The 16915-nt window shown below is 51.9% G+C and carries 14 protein-coding genes and 1 riboswitch; of the genes, 9 read left to right on the top strand and 5 right to left on the bottom strand.

The window, feature by feature from the left end:
* The first annotated feature begins 188 nt into the window (after nt 1-188).
* From TALK_RS14205 to cobT, 4 genes are all read left to right on the top strand, one after another.
* Nucleotides 189-1319 (top strand): efflux RND transporter periplasmic adaptor subunit, encoded by a 1131-nt coding sequence (locus TALK_RS14205; protein ID WP_169715041.1) that lies wholly within the window; start codon nt 189-191, stop codon nt 1317-1319.
* Between the two features lies 1 nt (nt 1320).
* Nucleotides 1321-4461 carry an efflux RND transporter permease subunit gene (locus TALK_RS14200; RefSeq protein ID WP_085619789.1) on the top strand — a complete coding sequence of 1047 codons (3141 nt, stop codon included), beginning with the start codon at nt 1321-1323 and terminating at the stop codon, nt 4459-4461.
* Nucleotide 4462: 1 nt separating this feature from the next.
* Nucleotides 4463-5899, top strand: a complete 1437-nt coding sequence (locus TALK_RS14195) for an efflux transporter outer membrane subunit (protein ID WP_085619788.1) — start codon at nt 4463-4465, stop codon at nt 5897-5899.
* A gap of 195 nt (nt 5900-6094) precedes the next feature.
* A riboswitch (cobalamin riboswitch) is annotated at nt 6095-6275 on the top strand.
* A 71-nt stretch (nt 6276-6346) separates the two neighbouring features.
* A complete protein-coding gene (gene cobT / locus TALK_RS14190; protein WP_085619787.1) occupies nt 6347-7405 on the top strand; it encodes a nicotinate-nucleotide--dimethylbenzimidazole phosphoribosyltransferase in 1059 nt (352 codons plus the stop codon).
* Between the two features lie 56 nt (nt 7406-7461).
* On the opposite strand, the gene TALK_RS22350 is transcribed toward cobT, so the two are convergent.
* The 3 genes from TALK_RS22350 to TALK_RS14175 all read right to left on the bottom strand — a co-directional run bounded on the left by TALK_RS22350 (nt 7462) and on the right by TALK_RS14175 (nt 10228).
* A complete protein-coding gene (locus tag TALK_RS22350) occupies nt 7462-8523 on the bottom strand; it encodes a methyl-accepting chemotaxis protein (protein WP_169715040.1) in 1062 nt (353 codons plus the stop codon).
* 119 nt (nt 8524-8642) lie between these two features.
* Nucleotides 8643-9782 (bottom strand): NnrS family protein, encoded by a 1140-nt coding sequence (locus TALK_RS14180; RefSeq protein WP_085619785.1) that lies wholly within the window; start codon nt 9780-9782, stop codon nt 8643-8645.
* The gene (locus TALK_RS14175; protein ID WP_085619784.1) at nt 9779-10228 is read right to left on the bottom strand and encodes an Rrf2 family transcriptional regulator; all 450 of its coding nucleotides are present in this window, start codon (nt 10226-10228) and stop codon (nt 9779-9781) included. The genes TALK_RS14180 and TALK_RS14175 overlap by 4 nt, the downstream gene beginning before the upstream one ends.
* Before the next feature lie 182 nt (nt 10229-10410).
* Here TALK_RS14175 and TALK_RS14170 point away from each other — a divergent pair, with 182 nt between their 5' ends.
* Nucleotides 10411-11037, top strand: coding sequence for an alpha-ketoglutarate-dependent dioxygenase AlkB family protein (locus TALK_RS14170; RefSeq protein WP_085619783.1), 627 nt, complete (start codon nt 10411-10413; stop codon nt 11035-11037).
* Between the two features lie 271 nt (nt 11038-11308).
* The gene (locus TALK_RS14165) at nt 11309-12349 is read left to right on the top strand and encodes a LacI family DNA-binding transcriptional regulator (protein WP_085619782.1); all 1041 of its coding nucleotides are present in this window, start codon (nt 11309-11311) and stop codon (nt 12347-12349) included.
* 2 nt (nt 12350-12351) lie between these two features.
* Here TALK_RS14165 and TALK_RS14160 read toward each other — a convergent pair whose 3' ends face one another.
* Complete coding sequence (locus tag TALK_RS14160) at nt 12352-12942, bottom strand: DNA-3-methyladenine glycosylase I (RefSeq protein WP_085619781.1); 591 nt, start codon at nt 12940-12942, stop codon at nt 12352-12354.
* 327 nt (nt 12943-13269) lie between these two features.
* Here TALK_RS14160 and TALK_RS14155 point away from each other — a divergent pair, with 327 nt between their 5' ends.
* The 3 genes from TALK_RS14155 to folD are packed head-to-tail and all read left to right on the top strand — an operon-like array spanning nt 13270 to nt 14803.
* On the top strand, nt 13270-13566 hold the full coding sequence (locus TALK_RS14155) for a YggT family protein (protein WP_085619780.1): 297 nt from the start codon (nt 13270-13272) through the stop codon (nt 13564-13566).
* Nucleotides 13567-13574: 8 nt separating this feature from the next.
* Entirely contained in the window at nt 13575-13907 is a 333-nt protein-coding gene (locus TALK_RS14150; protein WP_085619779.1) for a DUF167 domain-containing protein, read from the top strand.
* Complete coding sequence (folD, locus tag TALK_RS14145) at nt 13904-14803, top strand: bifunctional methylenetetrahydrofolate dehydrogenase/methenyltetrahydrofolate cyclohydrolase FolD (protein ID WP_085619778.1); 900 nt, start codon at nt 13904-13906, stop codon at nt 14801-14803. Before TALK_RS14150 ends, folD begins: the two co-directional genes overlap by 4 nt.
* Nucleotides 14804-14867: 64 nt before the next feature.
* Here folD and TALK_RS14140 read toward each other — a convergent pair whose 3' ends face one another.
* The gene (locus TALK_RS14140) at nt 14868-16796 is read right to left on the bottom strand and encodes an SLC13 family permease (RefSeq protein ID WP_085619777.1); all 1929 of its coding nucleotides are present in this window, start codon (nt 16794-16796) and stop codon (nt 14868-14870) included.
* Nucleotides 16797-16915 lie beyond the last annotated feature (119 nt).

Raw genomic sequence — 16915 nt, 5'->3', positions numbered from 1 at the left:
TTGTTCAGTATTTTATGTCGGATAAACAAGGTGTTGCCGATTACCTGCTCAATACAACTTGCGACATTTCTGATACACTTTTTCGGTCGCTGCTTTGTGGGAACTAACGTAAGTTCTATGATACTGATTTTTAGACATTTTTAGCGATGTCTTCACATGGTTCCAGATTGCGCAAGAACAGGCATTTCATGTCACGGACAGGTAAGTTAATTGTAATTCTGTTGGGTGTTGTTGCCGCTGGTGGCGGCTGGTACGCCTATGATGCGGGCCTGCGGCCATTTGGTCTGGGGACCGAGGCGGATGGCGCAAACGCAAAGCGCGGTGCAAACCCGGGGCTTCCGGTGATTGCTGAATATGCCAGCATGATGGAGGAAAAAACCGTTGTCGAAGCGGTTGGGACCGGTAAATCCGCCCTTGGCGTGTCGATCTATCCTGCGGTTTCCGGTGAAGTTGATGACGTGTTGTTTCATGCGGGCGAGCAGGTGGCACGGGGACAGGTTCTGCTGATCCTTGATGCAGATCGGGAACGTCTGGCGCGTGATCTTGCCGCTGTTCAGGTGAAAGACGCCAAACAGCTTTTGGATCGTTATGAACAGGCCCGGCCATTGGGCGCGGTTTCCGAAAGCGAAGTTGATACCGCCCGTACAGCCCTTGCCGAGGCCAGAATTCGCCTTGATCAGGCCGAGGTTGATCTTGCCGATCGGACCATTCTGGCCCCGTTTGATGGCACGGTTGGTATCCCGCAGGTCGAGGCGGGGGATCGTGTTGACAGTTCAACCCTGATTTCCACACTTGATAATGTCGAAAGCATCCTTGTCGATTTTGAAGTTCCTGAAACCCGATTTGACAATGTCAGTATTGGTCAGTCACTGCGCGTTGAAACATGGAGCCTGCCCGGTGAATGGTTCGAGGGCACAGTTGATGCGATTGCCAGTCGCATAGATGCCGAAAGTCGCACCTTTCAGGTTCGCGCCCGTGTTCCCAATCCAACTGGTCGACTTTTGGCTGGAATGTCTTTTGCCGTTTATGTCGATATTGACGGCCAGACTTATCCGTCCGTTCCGGAAATTTCGGTTCTGTGGGGCGATGGTGGTACCTATGTCTGGCGGATAAAGGATGACAAGGTCGAAAGCGTATCGGTTCGTGTGGTGAAACGTACCCGGGGGCGTATTCTTTTGGATGGACCGATTGCCAAGGGCGATCTGGTTGTTGTTGAAGGGGTGCTTCGTTTGCGCCCCGGACGTGACGTTGCCGCCACTATCCGAAGCAATGATGAAACCGGCGTTGCCCAGCGCAACAATACCGGCGAAGGATCGTGACATGTCAGATGAAAATCAGAACGATCTTGCTTCGCTGAGTATTCGTCGCCCCGTTCTGATTTCGGTGGTGTCGCTTTTGATCATTCTGGCTGGTTTGGCTGCAATGATGGGCGTTGAAATTCGCGAATTGCCCAATGTCGATCAACCGACAGTTACCGTTTATGCCACCTATGACGGGGCATCACCCGAAACGGTTGACGCCGAGGTTACCAACATCCTTGAAGGGGCGGCATCGCGTGTAAGCGGTGTCAAACGCATCAGTTCGAACAGTGAAGAAGGCAGTGCCCGGGTTCGCGTCGAATTTTATCCTGATGTTGAAATCAATGATGCGGCCAATGACATCCGCGAGGCTGTCAGCCGGGCCAGCCGCAGCCTTCCGGACGAGGTCGAAGATGTGCGCGTGGTTAAGGCCGATGCCGATGCCAGTGCGATCATGCGCCTTGCCGTGGTCAGCAACCGCCTGACAGAAGAAGAACTGGCCAATGTCGTTGATGATCAGATCACCCCGGCGTTGCTTGCCGTTCCCGGTGTTGCGGAAATTACGGTTAACGGCGAACGTGAAAAGGTTCTTCATGTCCGGGTCGATCCGTTGCGTTTGGCAAGTTATGGCTTTTCGGTTCAGGACGTAGCCAATGTTCTGAGAACGGCGAAGTTTGATATCCCGGCCGGAAGTTTTGATTCCAGTGATCAGCGGCTTTTTGTCCGCGCGGATGCATCTGTTTGGGAAGTTGAAGATATCAATCAGATGATGATCCGTAACCAGGTGCGTCTGGGCGATGTGGCAGATATCTATTACGGGCCCGATGACGCCAGTTCCTATGTCCGTCTTGATGGGCGTGCGGTGATCGGGTTGGGTGTTGTACGACAGGCACAATCAAACACCATTGCTATTTCCGACGGGGTTCGTCAGGTCGCAGACCGACTGAATGATCAGCTCGACGATATTGATGTTTTGCTCAATTCCGATGATGCGGTGTTCATCGAAGGCGCCCTTTGGGAAGTGTTAAACAGTCTGGTGCTTGCGGTCCTTATCGTGATTGGCGTTCTGTATCTTTTCCTGCGCTCGTTTACCGCCACCCTTATTCCAACCATCACCATTCCCATTGCCCTGATCGGGACGGTTGCCGCGATCTGGATGATGGGATTTTCGATCAATATTTTGACTTTGCTTGCCTTGGTTCTGGCAACAGGAATGATTGTTGATGACGCGATTGTGGTTTTGGAAAACATTCAGCGCCGTCGTCATCAGGGGCTTGGTTCCATGGCTGCCGCTGTTCTTGGTACGCGTCAGGTATTCTTTGCCGTGATCGCGACAACCCTGACGCTGGTATCGGTTTTTATTCCGATTTCGTTCCTGCCAAGCACAGCGGGGCGGTTGTTCCGTGAATTCGGGTTCGTTTTGGCTTTTTCAGTGGCGGTATCATCGTTCCTTGCGCTGTCATTGTGTCCAATGCTGGCATCGCGCCTGAAACATATTGATCCGCATGACAATGATCCGAATGCCAAACCCAATTTTCTGGAACGGATCGGGGCTGTTTGTGCCGGTATCTACAAGCATATTCTGGAATGGGTTCTGCGGTTTCCTTATATCACCTTGATTGCGTCGGTCGTTGCCGGGGTGTTGGCGTTTGGTGTTTATAATACGGTCACACAGGAACTTTTACCCGACGAGGATCGTGGCCGTATTCTGGTATCGCTCCGCGGGCCGGACGGGGTTGGTATCGATTATATGGACCGCCAGGTCGAAGCGATCGAAGACATTCTGCGCCCGGTTGTCGATGCCGGAGAGGCCGATAACATTTTCACCATCGTGGGTCTTTGGGATCGTAACCGTGCATTGGTGATTGCACCATTGGTGCCATGGAGCGATCGCGACCGCAGTCAACAGGATATCAGCAACTCGATCCGTGGCAAACTGAATGCGATTCCCGGTGTGCAAGCCTTTGTCTATCAGCCCAACAGTCTTGGATTGCGTGGTGGATCGGGCGAAGGATTTGAATTTGCCCTGACGGGAACCAATTATCGCACGTTGGCGGCCAATGCACGTGCGGTTCAACAAGAGATTGAGGCAAATTATCCTCAGATGACCGGGCTTCGGGTTTCCTATCAGACGACCCAGCCACAATTGATGGTCAATATTGATCGGAAACGCGCATCTGATTTGGGCATTCCGATTGACAGTCTTGATACGACGCTGCGCGCGATGATCGAGGGCTATGAAGTCACCGAAATAACGGTGAATGACGAAAATATTCCGGTTAAACTGCGCAGCAGTCTTGGCAGTATCAATGATCCGTCCGATCTGGAAAACCTGTTTGTCAGTAACAGCGAAGGGCGCATTTTACCGCTATCATCGGTCATCAGCCTTAGGGAAGAAGCCGTTGCATCGGAACTTGAACGCGAAGGTCAGCAACGTGCCGTTAAAATTTCGGGCAATCTGGCACCAGATTATACCCTGCAACAGGCGGTGGCGGATATCAACGAGGTGACAGACAAGGTCCTGCCACCTGGCGTGGGCGTATTATTTCTGGGCGATGCTGCGACCCTTGGTGAAACATCAAATGATGTTCAGGTGACTTTCCTGATTGCGGTTTTGGTAGTGTTGCTTGTTCTGGCGGCCCAGTTCGAAAGCTTTGTTTCTGCACTTGTGGTGGTCCTTACGGTCCCGTTTGGTCTTGCTGCGGCGATTTATGCGCTGGGGATCAGTGGGACATCGATCAATATCTATAGCCAGATCGGGTTGGTGATGTTGGTTGGGCTGATGGCAAAGAACGGGATTCTGGTTGTTGAATTTGCCGATCAGTTGCGCGATGCCGGAAAATCGGTCCGCGAAGCCGTCCATGATGCGGCGATGATCCGGTTACGACCTATCATGATGACGATGATTTCAACCGTGTTGGGCGGCTTGCCGCTGGTGTTGGGCTCTGGTGCCGGTGCCGAAGCCCGTGCCGCTATTGGCTGGGTCGTGTTTGGCGGACTTGGTTTTGCAACGATCTTTACTCTGTTCCTAACACCGGTTCTTTATCTGCTTTTGGCGCCGCTGGTATCGGCCCGCGCGGATGGTGGCAAAAAATTGCAAAGTCAGCTTCGCGCGGCAGAAAGCATTCCCGATACAGGCGAGGTTGAAGGAAATGCAAACTAGAATGGCGATGAAACGTTTTCCTTTGATTTGTGTGCTTTCGCTGATGACGGGGCTGTCGGCCTGTCAGTCGGTTGGGCCGGATTATGTCGCCCCGAAATTTGATTTGATCGGGGCCTATACGCCGTCTGTGCCGGTCATCGCCAGCCAACAGGTTGATCACGGCCGGTGGTGGGAAAGCACGAACGACCCGGTTTTGCGGGATCTGATTGCGCTTGGCCTTGCCAATAATCTTGACCTTCGGATTGCCGCCAGCCGGATTGAAGAAGCCCGTGCGGTTGCCAATGGTGTATCGGGGGAAAATGGTGTTGAAATTGGTGCCAGCCTGTCTGGTGACGCTGAACGTGGCACATCAAGCCGGGCAAGCGGCAGTCAAGTCACCGACCTTGGATACAGTGCCGGAATTGATCTTTCATGGACGCCAGATGTCTGGGGCGGACAGCAACGCGAAGATGAAGTTGCCCTTGCCGACTATCTGGAGCAGGTCTATCTGCGCGAAGATGTTTATCTGACCGTGATTGCCGATATTGTGCGGAATTATATTGAATTGCGTGGCACGCAAAAACGTCAGGAACTGTTGCGAAGCTCGCTTGATCTGCAACGTCAGACCAGCAATCTTGTGCAGATACGCATGCAGACGGGGCTTGCCTCCGAACTTGATCTGTCACGTGCCCGGGGTGAAGTTTCTGATATCGAAGCGACCCTGCCGACCTTGCAAACCAGTATAGATCGTTCGATCAATGTGATTGCGATTTTACTGGGCAGTCAGCCCGGAACCTATCGGGATCGTTTGGTTGATACGCAACCCCTTCCGGAATTCGACAGCGCCCCGCCAATTGGCATTCCCGCTGATCTTTTGCGTCGTCGTCCCGATGTCCGGGCGGCAGAATTGGCGTTGATTTCGGCCACTGCCCAGATTGGGGTTGAGACTGCTGATCTTTATCCTGAGCTGTCATTGGACGGGTCGTTGGCGCTTGGGGCGACCGGGTATGGCACCGGCCCGATTATTCGGACAGCAATGGCTGCCATTGGGGCAGTGATTGATGCGACACTCTATGACGGCGGGGCACGACAGGCCGATATCGACGTTGCTGAACAAAAGGCGCTGCAGGCATTTTATGGCTATCAGCAAACATTGCTTGCGGCTGTTCAGGATGTTGAAAGTGCGATTTACGGTTATGTAGGTGCCGTGCAACAACGTGATTCCCTGATTTTATCGGTTCAATATCACCGTCAGGCATTTGAACAGTCGCGTGTCCGCTATGTTCAAGGGTTGTCAAATTTCCTTGATGTTCTTGATTCACAGCGAACCCTGACCAAGTCCGAACAGGACCTTGCCGATGCCGAAACCGATCTGGAACTTGAAACCATCAATCTTTATGCCGCGGTCGGGCTTAGTGTTGATGAGGTTGAGCATGAGGCCAAGCAAATGGGTCTGTAATTTGCGTTTCGCGGCGAAGGCTTCACAACAGGATCAAACCGAGAAATGTGTTTGATCATCGTCAATGCTATCCCATGTTCGAGCCCGCATTAATACCCGTCAAGCTACTCGTCAAACTAAGAATGCATATATCGGTCCGGCTTCGCTTCAATGTTCTTTGTGGCAGGTTGATTGGGTCGTTATTGCATTAGTTTGATTGGGTATTTTTGCCTTTGTGAACGGAATACGGTGAAAATCCGTAGTGGTCCCGCCGCTGTAATCGAGGCGTATCAAACATGTCAATTTTGGCGGCCACTGGCGGGGGGACCCGTACGGGAAGGCTGTTTGCTGCGATTATCCCGAGAGCCAGAAGACGAACAAAGGCATATATCACGGAGATTGTATGCTGATGGTAAAGGATTGGGTCATATACAACCGCAATTTCCGACAACCTCGGAGACGGTTGAAATGTCAAATGCTGCGGGTTCAAAGAAGAAATCGGAAATTTTACGATCCATTACATCGATGGATGATATTCGGCGATTACTGAAGGTCTTGCCAGGACCTGATGAAGAAGCTGCAATCCAGGCGGTCAAACATGACTCCCGTTTGACCAAGCCGCGCGGCAGCTTGGGTCGGTTGGAAGAAATTGTTCTTTGGCTTAGCCGCTGGCAGTCGCGAGATGTTCCCGTGATGGGGCGTCCTCAGAGTTGTGTGTTCGCAGGAAATCATGGAATAGCATGCTATAACGTGTCGGCTTTTCCTGCTGCGGTAACTCGTCAAATGGTGGAAAATTTCACCCGTGGTGGTGCCGCAATCAATCAATTAGCCGGCGTATTGGGGGCTGAAGTAACGGTGCGTGCGCTGCATCTTGATCAACCAACCCAGGATTTCACAATTGAACCTGCAATGAGCGAGGCTTCTTGCGTGGAAGCCTTTTGCGTTGGTTTTGATGCGGTTGACCCGGATGCAACATTATTGTGTCCGGGGGAAATGGGGATAGGCAATACAACATCGGCTGCGGCTATATGTCATTTGCTTTGGGGCGGTCGTGCGGCGGACTGGATTGGTATCGGGACTGGTATCGACAAGGCGCAATATGAACGAAAGGTCGATGTTGTTGCGCGTTCCTATCAACTTCATGGTGACGTTGTTACCGATGGTTTGGATGTTTTGCAGCGGGTTGGCGGGTTGGAAATCGTTGCAATGGCAGGTGCCATTTTCGGTGCGCGATGGCTGCGGATTCCAGTGATGCTTGACGGGTTCATCTGCGGAGCTGCCGCGGCAACCCTGTTTGCAACGTCGCGCGATAGCTTGATGCATTGCATGGTCGGGCATGGTTCTTCAGAACCCGGTCATCGTTTGCTACTTGAAAGAATTGGCAAGCGTCCATTACTTGATCTGGATTTGCGGTTGGGCGAAGGCACGGGTGCTGTCATCGCGGGGTTGATTGCACGTGCGGCGGTTGCCTGTCATAGCGGGATGGCAAGTTTTGAAGATGCCGGTGTCGATTCTGGGCATCTTTGATTTGAAATCAAAGCAGGGCGGAATTTTGCCGCCCTGCGATACCCGGTACTTCTGGGTTACGCTGCTTTGGATCCTTGAAATTGGGGAATGTTTGACGTCTCTTTGCGATTACGTTCGCGGATCATTTTACGCAGACGTTGCATGACATCAAGGTTGCTGGTTTCCATCGCGCGTAGGGCATCAAGAGCAAGGTTAAGCTGACCTTTTCGATAAAAGGCGACTGCTTTTCGGGCATTTTCGTGAACTTCCCGATGAGGGGATTCCAGTGCCGTGAAATCAATTGATCCGGCAAAAAGATCCTGACCGCTGCCATCATAGTACCATTGACCAAGACGACAATCGGTTTCCGGCGGGAAATCAGCCTCTGTCGCATCTGAAAGTCCCATGAATACACGATATACGTCGAGCTTGAGTTCAAGTTCTTCAAGGTTGGCAAGTTCAATTTCACTCAGGATTGCTGCGGTTGATAACGCGGTACCATTTTGTTTGGCAATATCCAGCATATGTTCGGTTCGGAATAGCAACGTATCAGCCTCACCTTTGAGGTTTTCGGTCGAAATTGCATTGTTTTGCATGTCTTGATCCGCATGATTTGCCTGGTTCTGAATTTCTCGGACCAGTTTGCTGATATCAAGTGTTGCGGTGCTTGCCCGCCCGGCAAGAGCACGGACTTCGGTAGCAACGATGGCAAATCCTTTACCAGCTTCGCCGGCTCGGGCGGCTTCGATGCTGGCATTAAAGGCCAGAAGCTTGGTTTGTCGGGATACATCGTCAATCATCGATAAAATTGCGCCGATCTGGCTGGCATTGCCATTTAGGGTGCTGATTTGTTCAGAGGCAGCGCCAATATGATCGCTGATGGTTTTGATGTTCCGGGTCATTTTTTGTAATCCTTCCTGGCTTTCGCCAGATTGAATCCGTGTGTCTTCATTGGCGCGGCTGTTCTTGATCAGCAAAGCTGACAGATCGGAAAAGGATTCACGCAATGTCATTAATGAATCCCCGAATGCCGCAAGGCTGCCAAAAATTGATTGAGTGATGGCTTGCTGCTGTTCCAGCTCTGCGATGCGTGCAAGAAGAGAGGCCGTCGTGGGCTCGGTTTGGTTGGTTGGAGCCATTTTTATGTTTCTGTTGCTGTCAAACATTTGATGTTCCCTTCTCTGCATCTTTAAACATGTATTTTTGATATATGTTTAAAGATGCAGAGTCAATCCATGTTGAAAACATGGCAGCATGATCAATTCTGACGATGAAACATCATGCGGATTATGATCAGTGTGCTGACAAAAGTGATAAAAGCCAGCGTCCATAAAACCGCAGAACTGCTGATCAGGAATGGTGTCTGGACGTAAAAATCGGTTATGCGTATGAAGGCCGCGGCAACAAGCGCCAGATTGCAAAATCGAATGGTGATGGGCAACACGATTGGATGGCGCAGCCTTTGCAGAACGGTGCGGGTCATCACAGTAATTGACAAGATACCAAATCCACCAATCATTACTCCGTGAAAGCTAACCAGACCGTTGCCATGCCCTGACAGGCTCCAGAAGGCTTTGAAAAACAAGCCCATTGCCAGCATTGCATAACCCAGATGAAGGGATGAAACGTCAAGCTGATCCCATGCTTTCCATATTTGCCAGTGCAACAGTCGTAAGGTCATAATTGTTGCGGTGCTCAAGGCCGCAATGTCGGTTAACCAAGGTGTTTGGCCTAATAATTCGGAAAACAAGGCAGTTGCCAAAGCAACCAATCCATAGGTTTCATAGCGGCTTTGCGCAAGGCCATGGCGATAGGCATTGCGTCTTTGTAAAACACCTGATGTTGCCGCAGCCGTAATGCGCCCCCCCATGAGAAACAGCATGATGATCAGCAACCATATAACGCCAAGCAAGGCGGTCTCGCAAAGACGAGGCAGATCCATGATCAACCCGACTTGAAACATAAGTTCAGCGACGGTCAATAACAGGATGACAATGCCGGGTATGGCGGAGCGGAACCGTTTTGCTGCGCGAAAAAACATCAATCCGGCATGATAGAATAAAAGGGCGATCACAGAGAAATTGCAAACGGCTGCGAGATACAATCCGGGAAATGCAGGCGCAAAGACTGCGATGCGGGCACCAAGCCATAGGGCAATGAATATCGCAATGTCCCGGCGGGATGCCTTGGTCATCAAATACCCTGCGAGTAATCCCTGTGCATAGCCAGAAAGCATTTCATGCCCATGCCAAAAAGAACCTGCTGGGATCAGCCATGCCAATATGCCATATGCATCACCCGATACCCACGACAATGCTTTGAGCGAGATCGTGATCGCTGCCAGACAGCCGCTTAGAACAAACAGGGTGATGAAATCGGTCCGGATGGGACGGGTCATGCCGTTTTGGTCGGGATATCAAGCAAGGCAGAAAGTTGTGCCTTGGGATGCAAAAGATCATTCAGGCTATAGTCATCAAGCACGCGATAAAAAGCTATCGTTGCCTGCATTAGCGCATGACGTAGTGCGCAAGCGCTTTCAATCTTGCATTTACCGGTATTTTGGGGATCGAAACATTCCACCAGTGCCATGTTTTGTTCTGTATTCCGGACGATATCGCCGATACAGATTTTGTCGGGTATTTTGCCAAGTTGCATCCCGCCACCCTTGCCACGGATTGTTTTAATAACGCCAACACGGGCTTGTTGATGAACAATCTTCATCAGGTGATTGCGTGAAATATCATAGGCGTTTGCAATCTCGTCGATTGTAACCAATCGGGATTGGTTGAGGCCAAGATAAATCAATACACGCAGGGTGTAGTCGGTGAAATGAGTCAGGCGCATGGGTAAGCCATTGCTGTTTATATCAGACGGATCGTCGTTTGATTATATGAACATGCATATAATATACTTCTTTTGACGATCTGACCAATGATGAACTTCTCTACAAACGTTCGGGAAACTATTATAGCTTTGAAATAAGTGATTTTATCGAGTGTTTAGGCTGTGGATCAGAACAGGATATCATGACGACCGGCGATCTGTTTGCCAGCGAACCACCACGGAATTTGTTGCCCCTTGATGGCGAGGCATTGCTGCTGCGCGATGTTATGCCAATAAGTGATGCGGATCGTGCGTTTGATCGGCTTGTCAGCGGGATTGTCTGGCAACAGGAAATTGCCAAGATGATGGGGCGTGAAATTGCGGTACCACGTTTAACCGCGTGGTATGGTGACGTTGCCTATCGCTATAGCGGTGTCTACCACCCAGCATCACCCTTTCCCAAAATCATTGTGCCACTTCGGCAACTGGCCGAAGACAAAGCGGGCGCAACGTTTAACACCGTATTGCTTAATCATTATCGTGATGGGCGCGATAGCGTTTCCTGGCACGCGGATGATGAAGATGTCTTGGGTGAAAACCCGGTGATAGCCAGCCTATCCTTTGGCGAGGAGCGCCGGTTTCATTTTCGCCACAAGGAAACGGGTGACCGTGTCAGTGTCGATTTACCGCATAACTCGTTACTTATCATGCGTGGCGCAACACAGCATCACTGGCATCATCAAATTCCCAAGACGGCCCGCCAGATCGGCCCACGGGTTAATTTGACGTTCCGCCATACGGTACCCGAAGGTGGGATCAGGAATCGTTAAAGTGATCACGAACCCTAAAAACGCCAGGTTCAGGATGATAAAGGTCAGCAATTCGAGATTGCCGGGAAAACCGTTATCACAAAGGTGAAAACGAACGAAGGCATGGATTGTTGTGCCATCGGCATTTGCAACAATGAATTGATTCAATGAATGCTGTGTGGCGGTGCAGCAGGGGTTCTGTCAGTATCGCGATGAACTGATTCAAAAAATGGTATGTGATCGCCAATCGATCCGCAGACAAGCATGAGCAACAAGGGGAGACACCGCAGGAATGTCGAAACGGGTACGTCTTCTGGATGTGGCCAAAGCGGCCGGGGTATCGCAGGGCACGGCATCGAATGCCTTTGGCAAACCCGATCTGGTACGAGCCGAAGTTCGTGAACGGATATTGCAGGTCGCCAAGGAACTGGGATATCGCGGCCCGCATGTGATGGCGCGGATGTTGCGGACTGGCAAGGCAGGCGCGCTTGGTGTGGTGTTCCCTGACAATCTTGAATATGCGTTCAGCGACCCGGTCGCGATTGAATTACTGCGCGGTATCGGGCGTGAATGTGCCCGTCAGGCTGTTAATATGATGATCATTTCGGCTGAGAACCCCGAACAGGCAATTGCTGCGATTAACAATGCGGCTGTTGATGCGTTTTTGGTGCATTGCTATTCAGACGATAATGACATTATTTCCGCCATTCAGCGGCGAAATCAGCCATTGGTCTGTATTGATACCGATATTGCCGGGGCGGCTGGAACTGTGGTGCTTGACGATTTCGCCGGGGCGGCTATGGCCGCACAGCATTTGATTGATTGCGGCGCACGCAAATTTGCCATCCTGTCACTTCAGGCCAACGAGGCCGAAAATTTTGGCCCGATGAATGCCAAACGTCGCGGTGCGGTTAGTCATCGTGTGGTGCGCGAACGCCTTGGCGGTTATCACGATAGTTTGCAAAAGGCGGGGATTGCTGTTGACGATGTCATCCATATTGAATGCGAAAACCTGTCGTCCCACAGTGCGCAAATGGTCGAGGCGATGTTGCGCAGGAATCCTGAAATTGACGGCATATTGGCAATGTCCGATGTGATTGCTATTGGTGCACTTGATGGGGCACGTGCGGCGGGGCGTAACGTTCCGGCTGACCTTAAGGTGATGGGCTATGATGGCATTGCCGAAGGGGAACGCACCGATCCGCCGCTTTCAAGCATTCGGCAAGATTCAGTTGAAAAGGGCCGTTTGGCTGCCGAGATGGCACTTGGCGATATCAATGGCGACAGCCGTATTCTTGAGACTAGTCTTTTGGTGCGTGGATCGTCTCGCTAATTCTATTTCCCAACCAGCCCTGAATAGCAATGGCAATCGGTGGTGTGGTCCATCACAAGGCCGGTGGCTTGTAAGAAAGAATAGATGATGGTGGTGCCGACAAATTTCATGCCACGTTTTTTTAAATCTTTTGACAGCGCGTCGCTGAGTTCGGTGCTGACCGGGACGTCGGACATGGATTTATGGTGGTTTACAATCGGTTTGCCGCCAATGAAGCTCCAGACATAAGCATCAAAACTGCCGAATTCTTTTTGAATTGCGATGAATACCTTGGCGTTGGTAATGCTGGCCGTAACCTTGGCGCGGTTGCGAATAATGCCGGGATCGGCCAACAGGATCTGTTGCTTGGCATCATCATAATTGGCGATTTTTTGAACGTCGAAATTGTCATAGGCCGCACGATAGGTTTCTCGACGTGCCAATATGGTCAGCCAGCTCAACCCGGCCTGTGCCCCTTCAAGGATCAGCATTTCGAAAAAGTGCCGGTCATCATGGACGGGAACCCCCCATTCCTGATCGTGATAGTCGACGTAAAACGGCTTGTCGAGATGGGTTTCTGCCCATTTACAACGGGTTGGCGCGCTGGTCGACATATTCGATCCTCCTGTTTTGATAACGGGCATATTCTTGGACCGCCTGCGGGGGGCTGACAAGTTCTGTTGACGTCATCCTGATATTTCTCCTGACAGAAACGTGTCAGGGATGGTGGCGCAACGTGGCCATATACGCGAAATGATCTGGTCAAATGCGTGCAATGCAAGGTGATGTAAGTCACGCTATCGGGAAAACTTGATCCTAAAGGCAGTAAATCACTGTTGGGTGCTTGCGCCAAAGGCCAAGGCCGACTAGGTTTTGCAGCGTGTTAACACAATTCCGATCAGATCGGCCCGATCTGGACCGGGGAAGAGCAAGGAGCGGCGATGCTGGCGATTTTTTGGCTTATTGACACCGTTATCGGTATCTACATTTTCATGCTGATTGCATCTGCAATCCTGTCATGGCTTGTGGCATTTGACGTGATCAATTCCAGCAACCGGTTCGTTTATATGGTTGGCGATTTTCTGTATCGTGTGACGGAACCCGTCTTGCGACCGATCCGCCGGATCATTCCGAATCTGGGCGGTATCGACATTTCTCCGATCATCCTGATTCTGATTTTGCAGTTTGCCAATATGCTGATCCAGACCGACATACGCATGGCGTTGGTCGGTTACTGAGTTTCGCTGTGAACAAACCGGTCTTCGAACGTCTTGGCGACGGATCGGGCATAAGGTTGTTTTTGCGCCTGACACCAAAGGCTTCGCGCAATGCCATTGCCGGTTTGATCGCAGATGCAAACGGGCGACAGCAACTCAAAGCTTCGGTAACGACGGTGCCCGAAAATGGCAAGGCGAATGCTGCTTTGATAAAGCTTTTGGCAAAAGCGGCCAAATGGCCTAAATCCTCCATCGAAATTGTTGCCGGGCATACAGACCGCAACAAGATATTGGAGATCACGGGCGATCCCGACAGGCTAATGGCGCAACTTCACGAATTGACGGGCGGAGAAGACATATGACCGATGCAAAAATCATCGATGGCAAAGCATTCGCAGCCAAACTGCGCGGCGATATCGCGACCGAAGTCACCAAGCTTAAGGCTGCGCATGGTGTCACGCCGGGACTGGCCGTGATCTTGGTTGGCGAAGACCCGGCAAGTCAGGTTTATGTCCGTAACAAGGGTAAGCAAACCGCTGAATGCGGCATGAATTCCTATGAGCATAAACTCCCGGTCGATACTTCGCAGGATGATTTGTTGGCCCTGATCGCAAAGCTTAATGCCGATCCGAATGTTCATGGCATTCTGTGCCAGTTGCCGGTGCCCAAACAGATTGATGAAAATGCTGTTCTTGCCGCGATTGATCCGGCCAAGGATGTTGACGGCTTCCATGTCGTCAATGCCGGTGCGCTGGCAACGGGTGGCGACGGTATTGCACCCTGCACGCCGTATGGCTGTCTGATGTTGTTGAAAGATACCCTTGGTGATCTGTCGGGCAAGCGTGCGGTGGTTGTCGGTCGGTCGAACATCGTTGGTAAACCGATGGCGCAGTTGCTGTTGAAAGAAAACTGCACCGTGACGATTGTCCATTCGCGCACCCGCGATCTTGCCGATGAAGTCCGTCGTGCCGATATCGTCATTGCCGCCGTTGGCCGCCCCAATATGATCAAGGGCGACTGGATCGCCCCGGGTGCCACCGTGATTGATGTGGGTATCAACCGCGTTGAAGGTGCCGAAGGCAAAATGAAACTGGTTGGTGATGTCGAGTTCGAAACAGCATCGAAAGTCGCCGGTGCGATTACCCCGGTTCCGGGGGGTGTCGGCCCGATGACGATTGCCTGTCTGCTGAATAATACCTTGATTGCGGCGTGTCGTGCCAATGGCGTAACCCCGCCGAGTTTGGGCTTTGATGCGTAAATCTGGCGAACGTAGGCCCGGATAGAAATCTGACCAAGGGCAGCATTATCGCTGCCCTTGTTGGTTATAGTGGCCAAACCCAAAGCAGCATTGGCACACCAACGGCAACCACGATGATTTCAATCGGAAGGCCCAGCTTCCAGTAATCGCCAAAACGAAAGCCACCCGGGCCAAGGATCAGGGTGTTGTTCTGGTGGCCAATCGGGGTCAGGAAGGCACAAGATGCACCAATGGCAACCGCCATCAAGAACGCATCGGGATTAACGCCAAGATGGGCCGCACTGCCAATTGCAATCGGGCACATGACGGCCGCAGTCGCGGCATTGTTCATAAAATCCGAAAGTGTCATGGTGACGATCAGGATCAAAGCGAGTGCAATAACGGCATTACCTTGTGCAACCCAGTTTAACAGAAAACGTGCAATTAAATCGGCCGTGCCGGTTGATTCCATGGCATTGGCGACTGGGATCAGGGCGGCTAAAAGGACAATCACCGGCCAATCAACCGCATCATAAATGTTGCGCGGTGATACCACTTTGAAAACCATTGCAAGCAGAACGCCAATTGCAAAGGCGATGGCAGCCGGTAGGATCCCAAAGGCCGCAGCGCCAATGGCCACCACCATAATTGCCGATGCCTTGAGCGCCTGGATATTATTGGGAATGCGCAAGGATCGTTCGGCAAGTGGTACACAGCCAAGGCTTGTCGCAAAATCCTGAATGGCCGCAGGCGGGCCTTGCATTAAAAGGACGTCGCCTGCCTTCATCGACATGGTGCGCAAGCGCGCCATTGATCTTTGTCCCTGTCGCGAAACAGCCAGAAGGTTAACCCCATAATGTGTCCGAAGGTGGATATCGGTTGCCGATCTTCCGATGAATCCGGAATTTGGCAGGATCGCCAGTTCCATCAAGGCAATGTCATCCGACTGGATGGCTTCGCGGCGGTGGTTGTCGGGGTGTTTCTTGGTGTCTTTTGCGTCAGCTTCTGGAATGTCGATATCTTTGCGTTCGTCAATGTTGTGGGCTTTTACGGCGGCTGGGCGGGAGATCGGTTTTGATGTGTCGCCAGTTTTTTCCGCAGCCTTTTCCTGAGCTTCGATGTCGCGCAATTCCTCGGCGAGTTTAAGGTCAAGTGCTGACAAGGCCGTTGCCAAAGCTTCGGGATCGGCTTCGATAATCAGGATGTCATTTTCATTTAATTCGCGAAAAGGGCTGGGGGCAGGGATGCGGTTTTCATTGCGAACCAAGCCAATGACCTGTGCGTCGCCTTTTTCCAGTTCGAGGTTCACATCGCGCAGCATCATGCCAATTGCCTTGCTGCCGACAGGGATGCGGGCTTCGGTCAGATAAGCACCGGTTTCAAATCCTTCGGCCCCGGCGCGCTGGCGCGTTGGGACGAGCCAGCGGCCAAAGACCATGACAAAGATCAGACCAGCTGCGGCAATCACGATCCCGACCGGGGTATAATCAAACATGGAAAAGCCGCCATCGCCGGTTTGCGCCCGGAAACCGGCAACGATCAGGTTGGGGGGCGTGCCAATAAGGGTGGTCATGCCGCCCAGAATGGAGCCAAAAGCAAGCGGCATCAGGATTTTCCCGGGTGGTAAACCTTGCTTGTTTGCGATTTGAAGCGCAACCGGCATCAAAAGCGCCAGCGCCCCGACATTGTTCATAAAGGCCGACAGGATCGCCGCCAGCAAGCTAAGGGCGGCCATGGTGACAATTGGCCCGGCAGATTGGGGTAATACAGTCCGGGTCAGGGTATCAACCGCGCCCGATTGTTGCAGGGCAGAAGACAGGATCAAAATGCAGGCAACCGTAATTACCGCCGGATGGCCAAAGCCCGTAAAGGCAGCGTCGATCGGCACCAACCCCACAACCACACAGGTCAGAAGCGATCCCATCGCGACCATATCGTGGCGCCAGCGCCCCCTCAGGAACATGGCGACCGTTCCAACAAGGATCGCAAGGATCAGGATTTGCTTGAATTCCATAAGGACCTGTTTGGTTGGGTGACGTAAGGGATGTGTTCGAGAGCGATCAAAGATAGCAGAAATGAGGATATCGTGCAGAGGCGTGATTGAGCATTCGAAACGATTGTGTTTGTGTGATT

Source organism: Thalassospira alkalitolerans (genome assembly GCF_002115745.1).
GTDB lineage: Bacteria > Pseudomonadota > Alphaproteobacteria > Rhodospirillales > Thalassospiraceae > Thalassospira > Thalassospira alkalitolerans.
The sequence above is the reverse complement of the archived record's forward strand: the minus strand, read 5'-3'. Positions and strand labels throughout refer to the sequence as shown.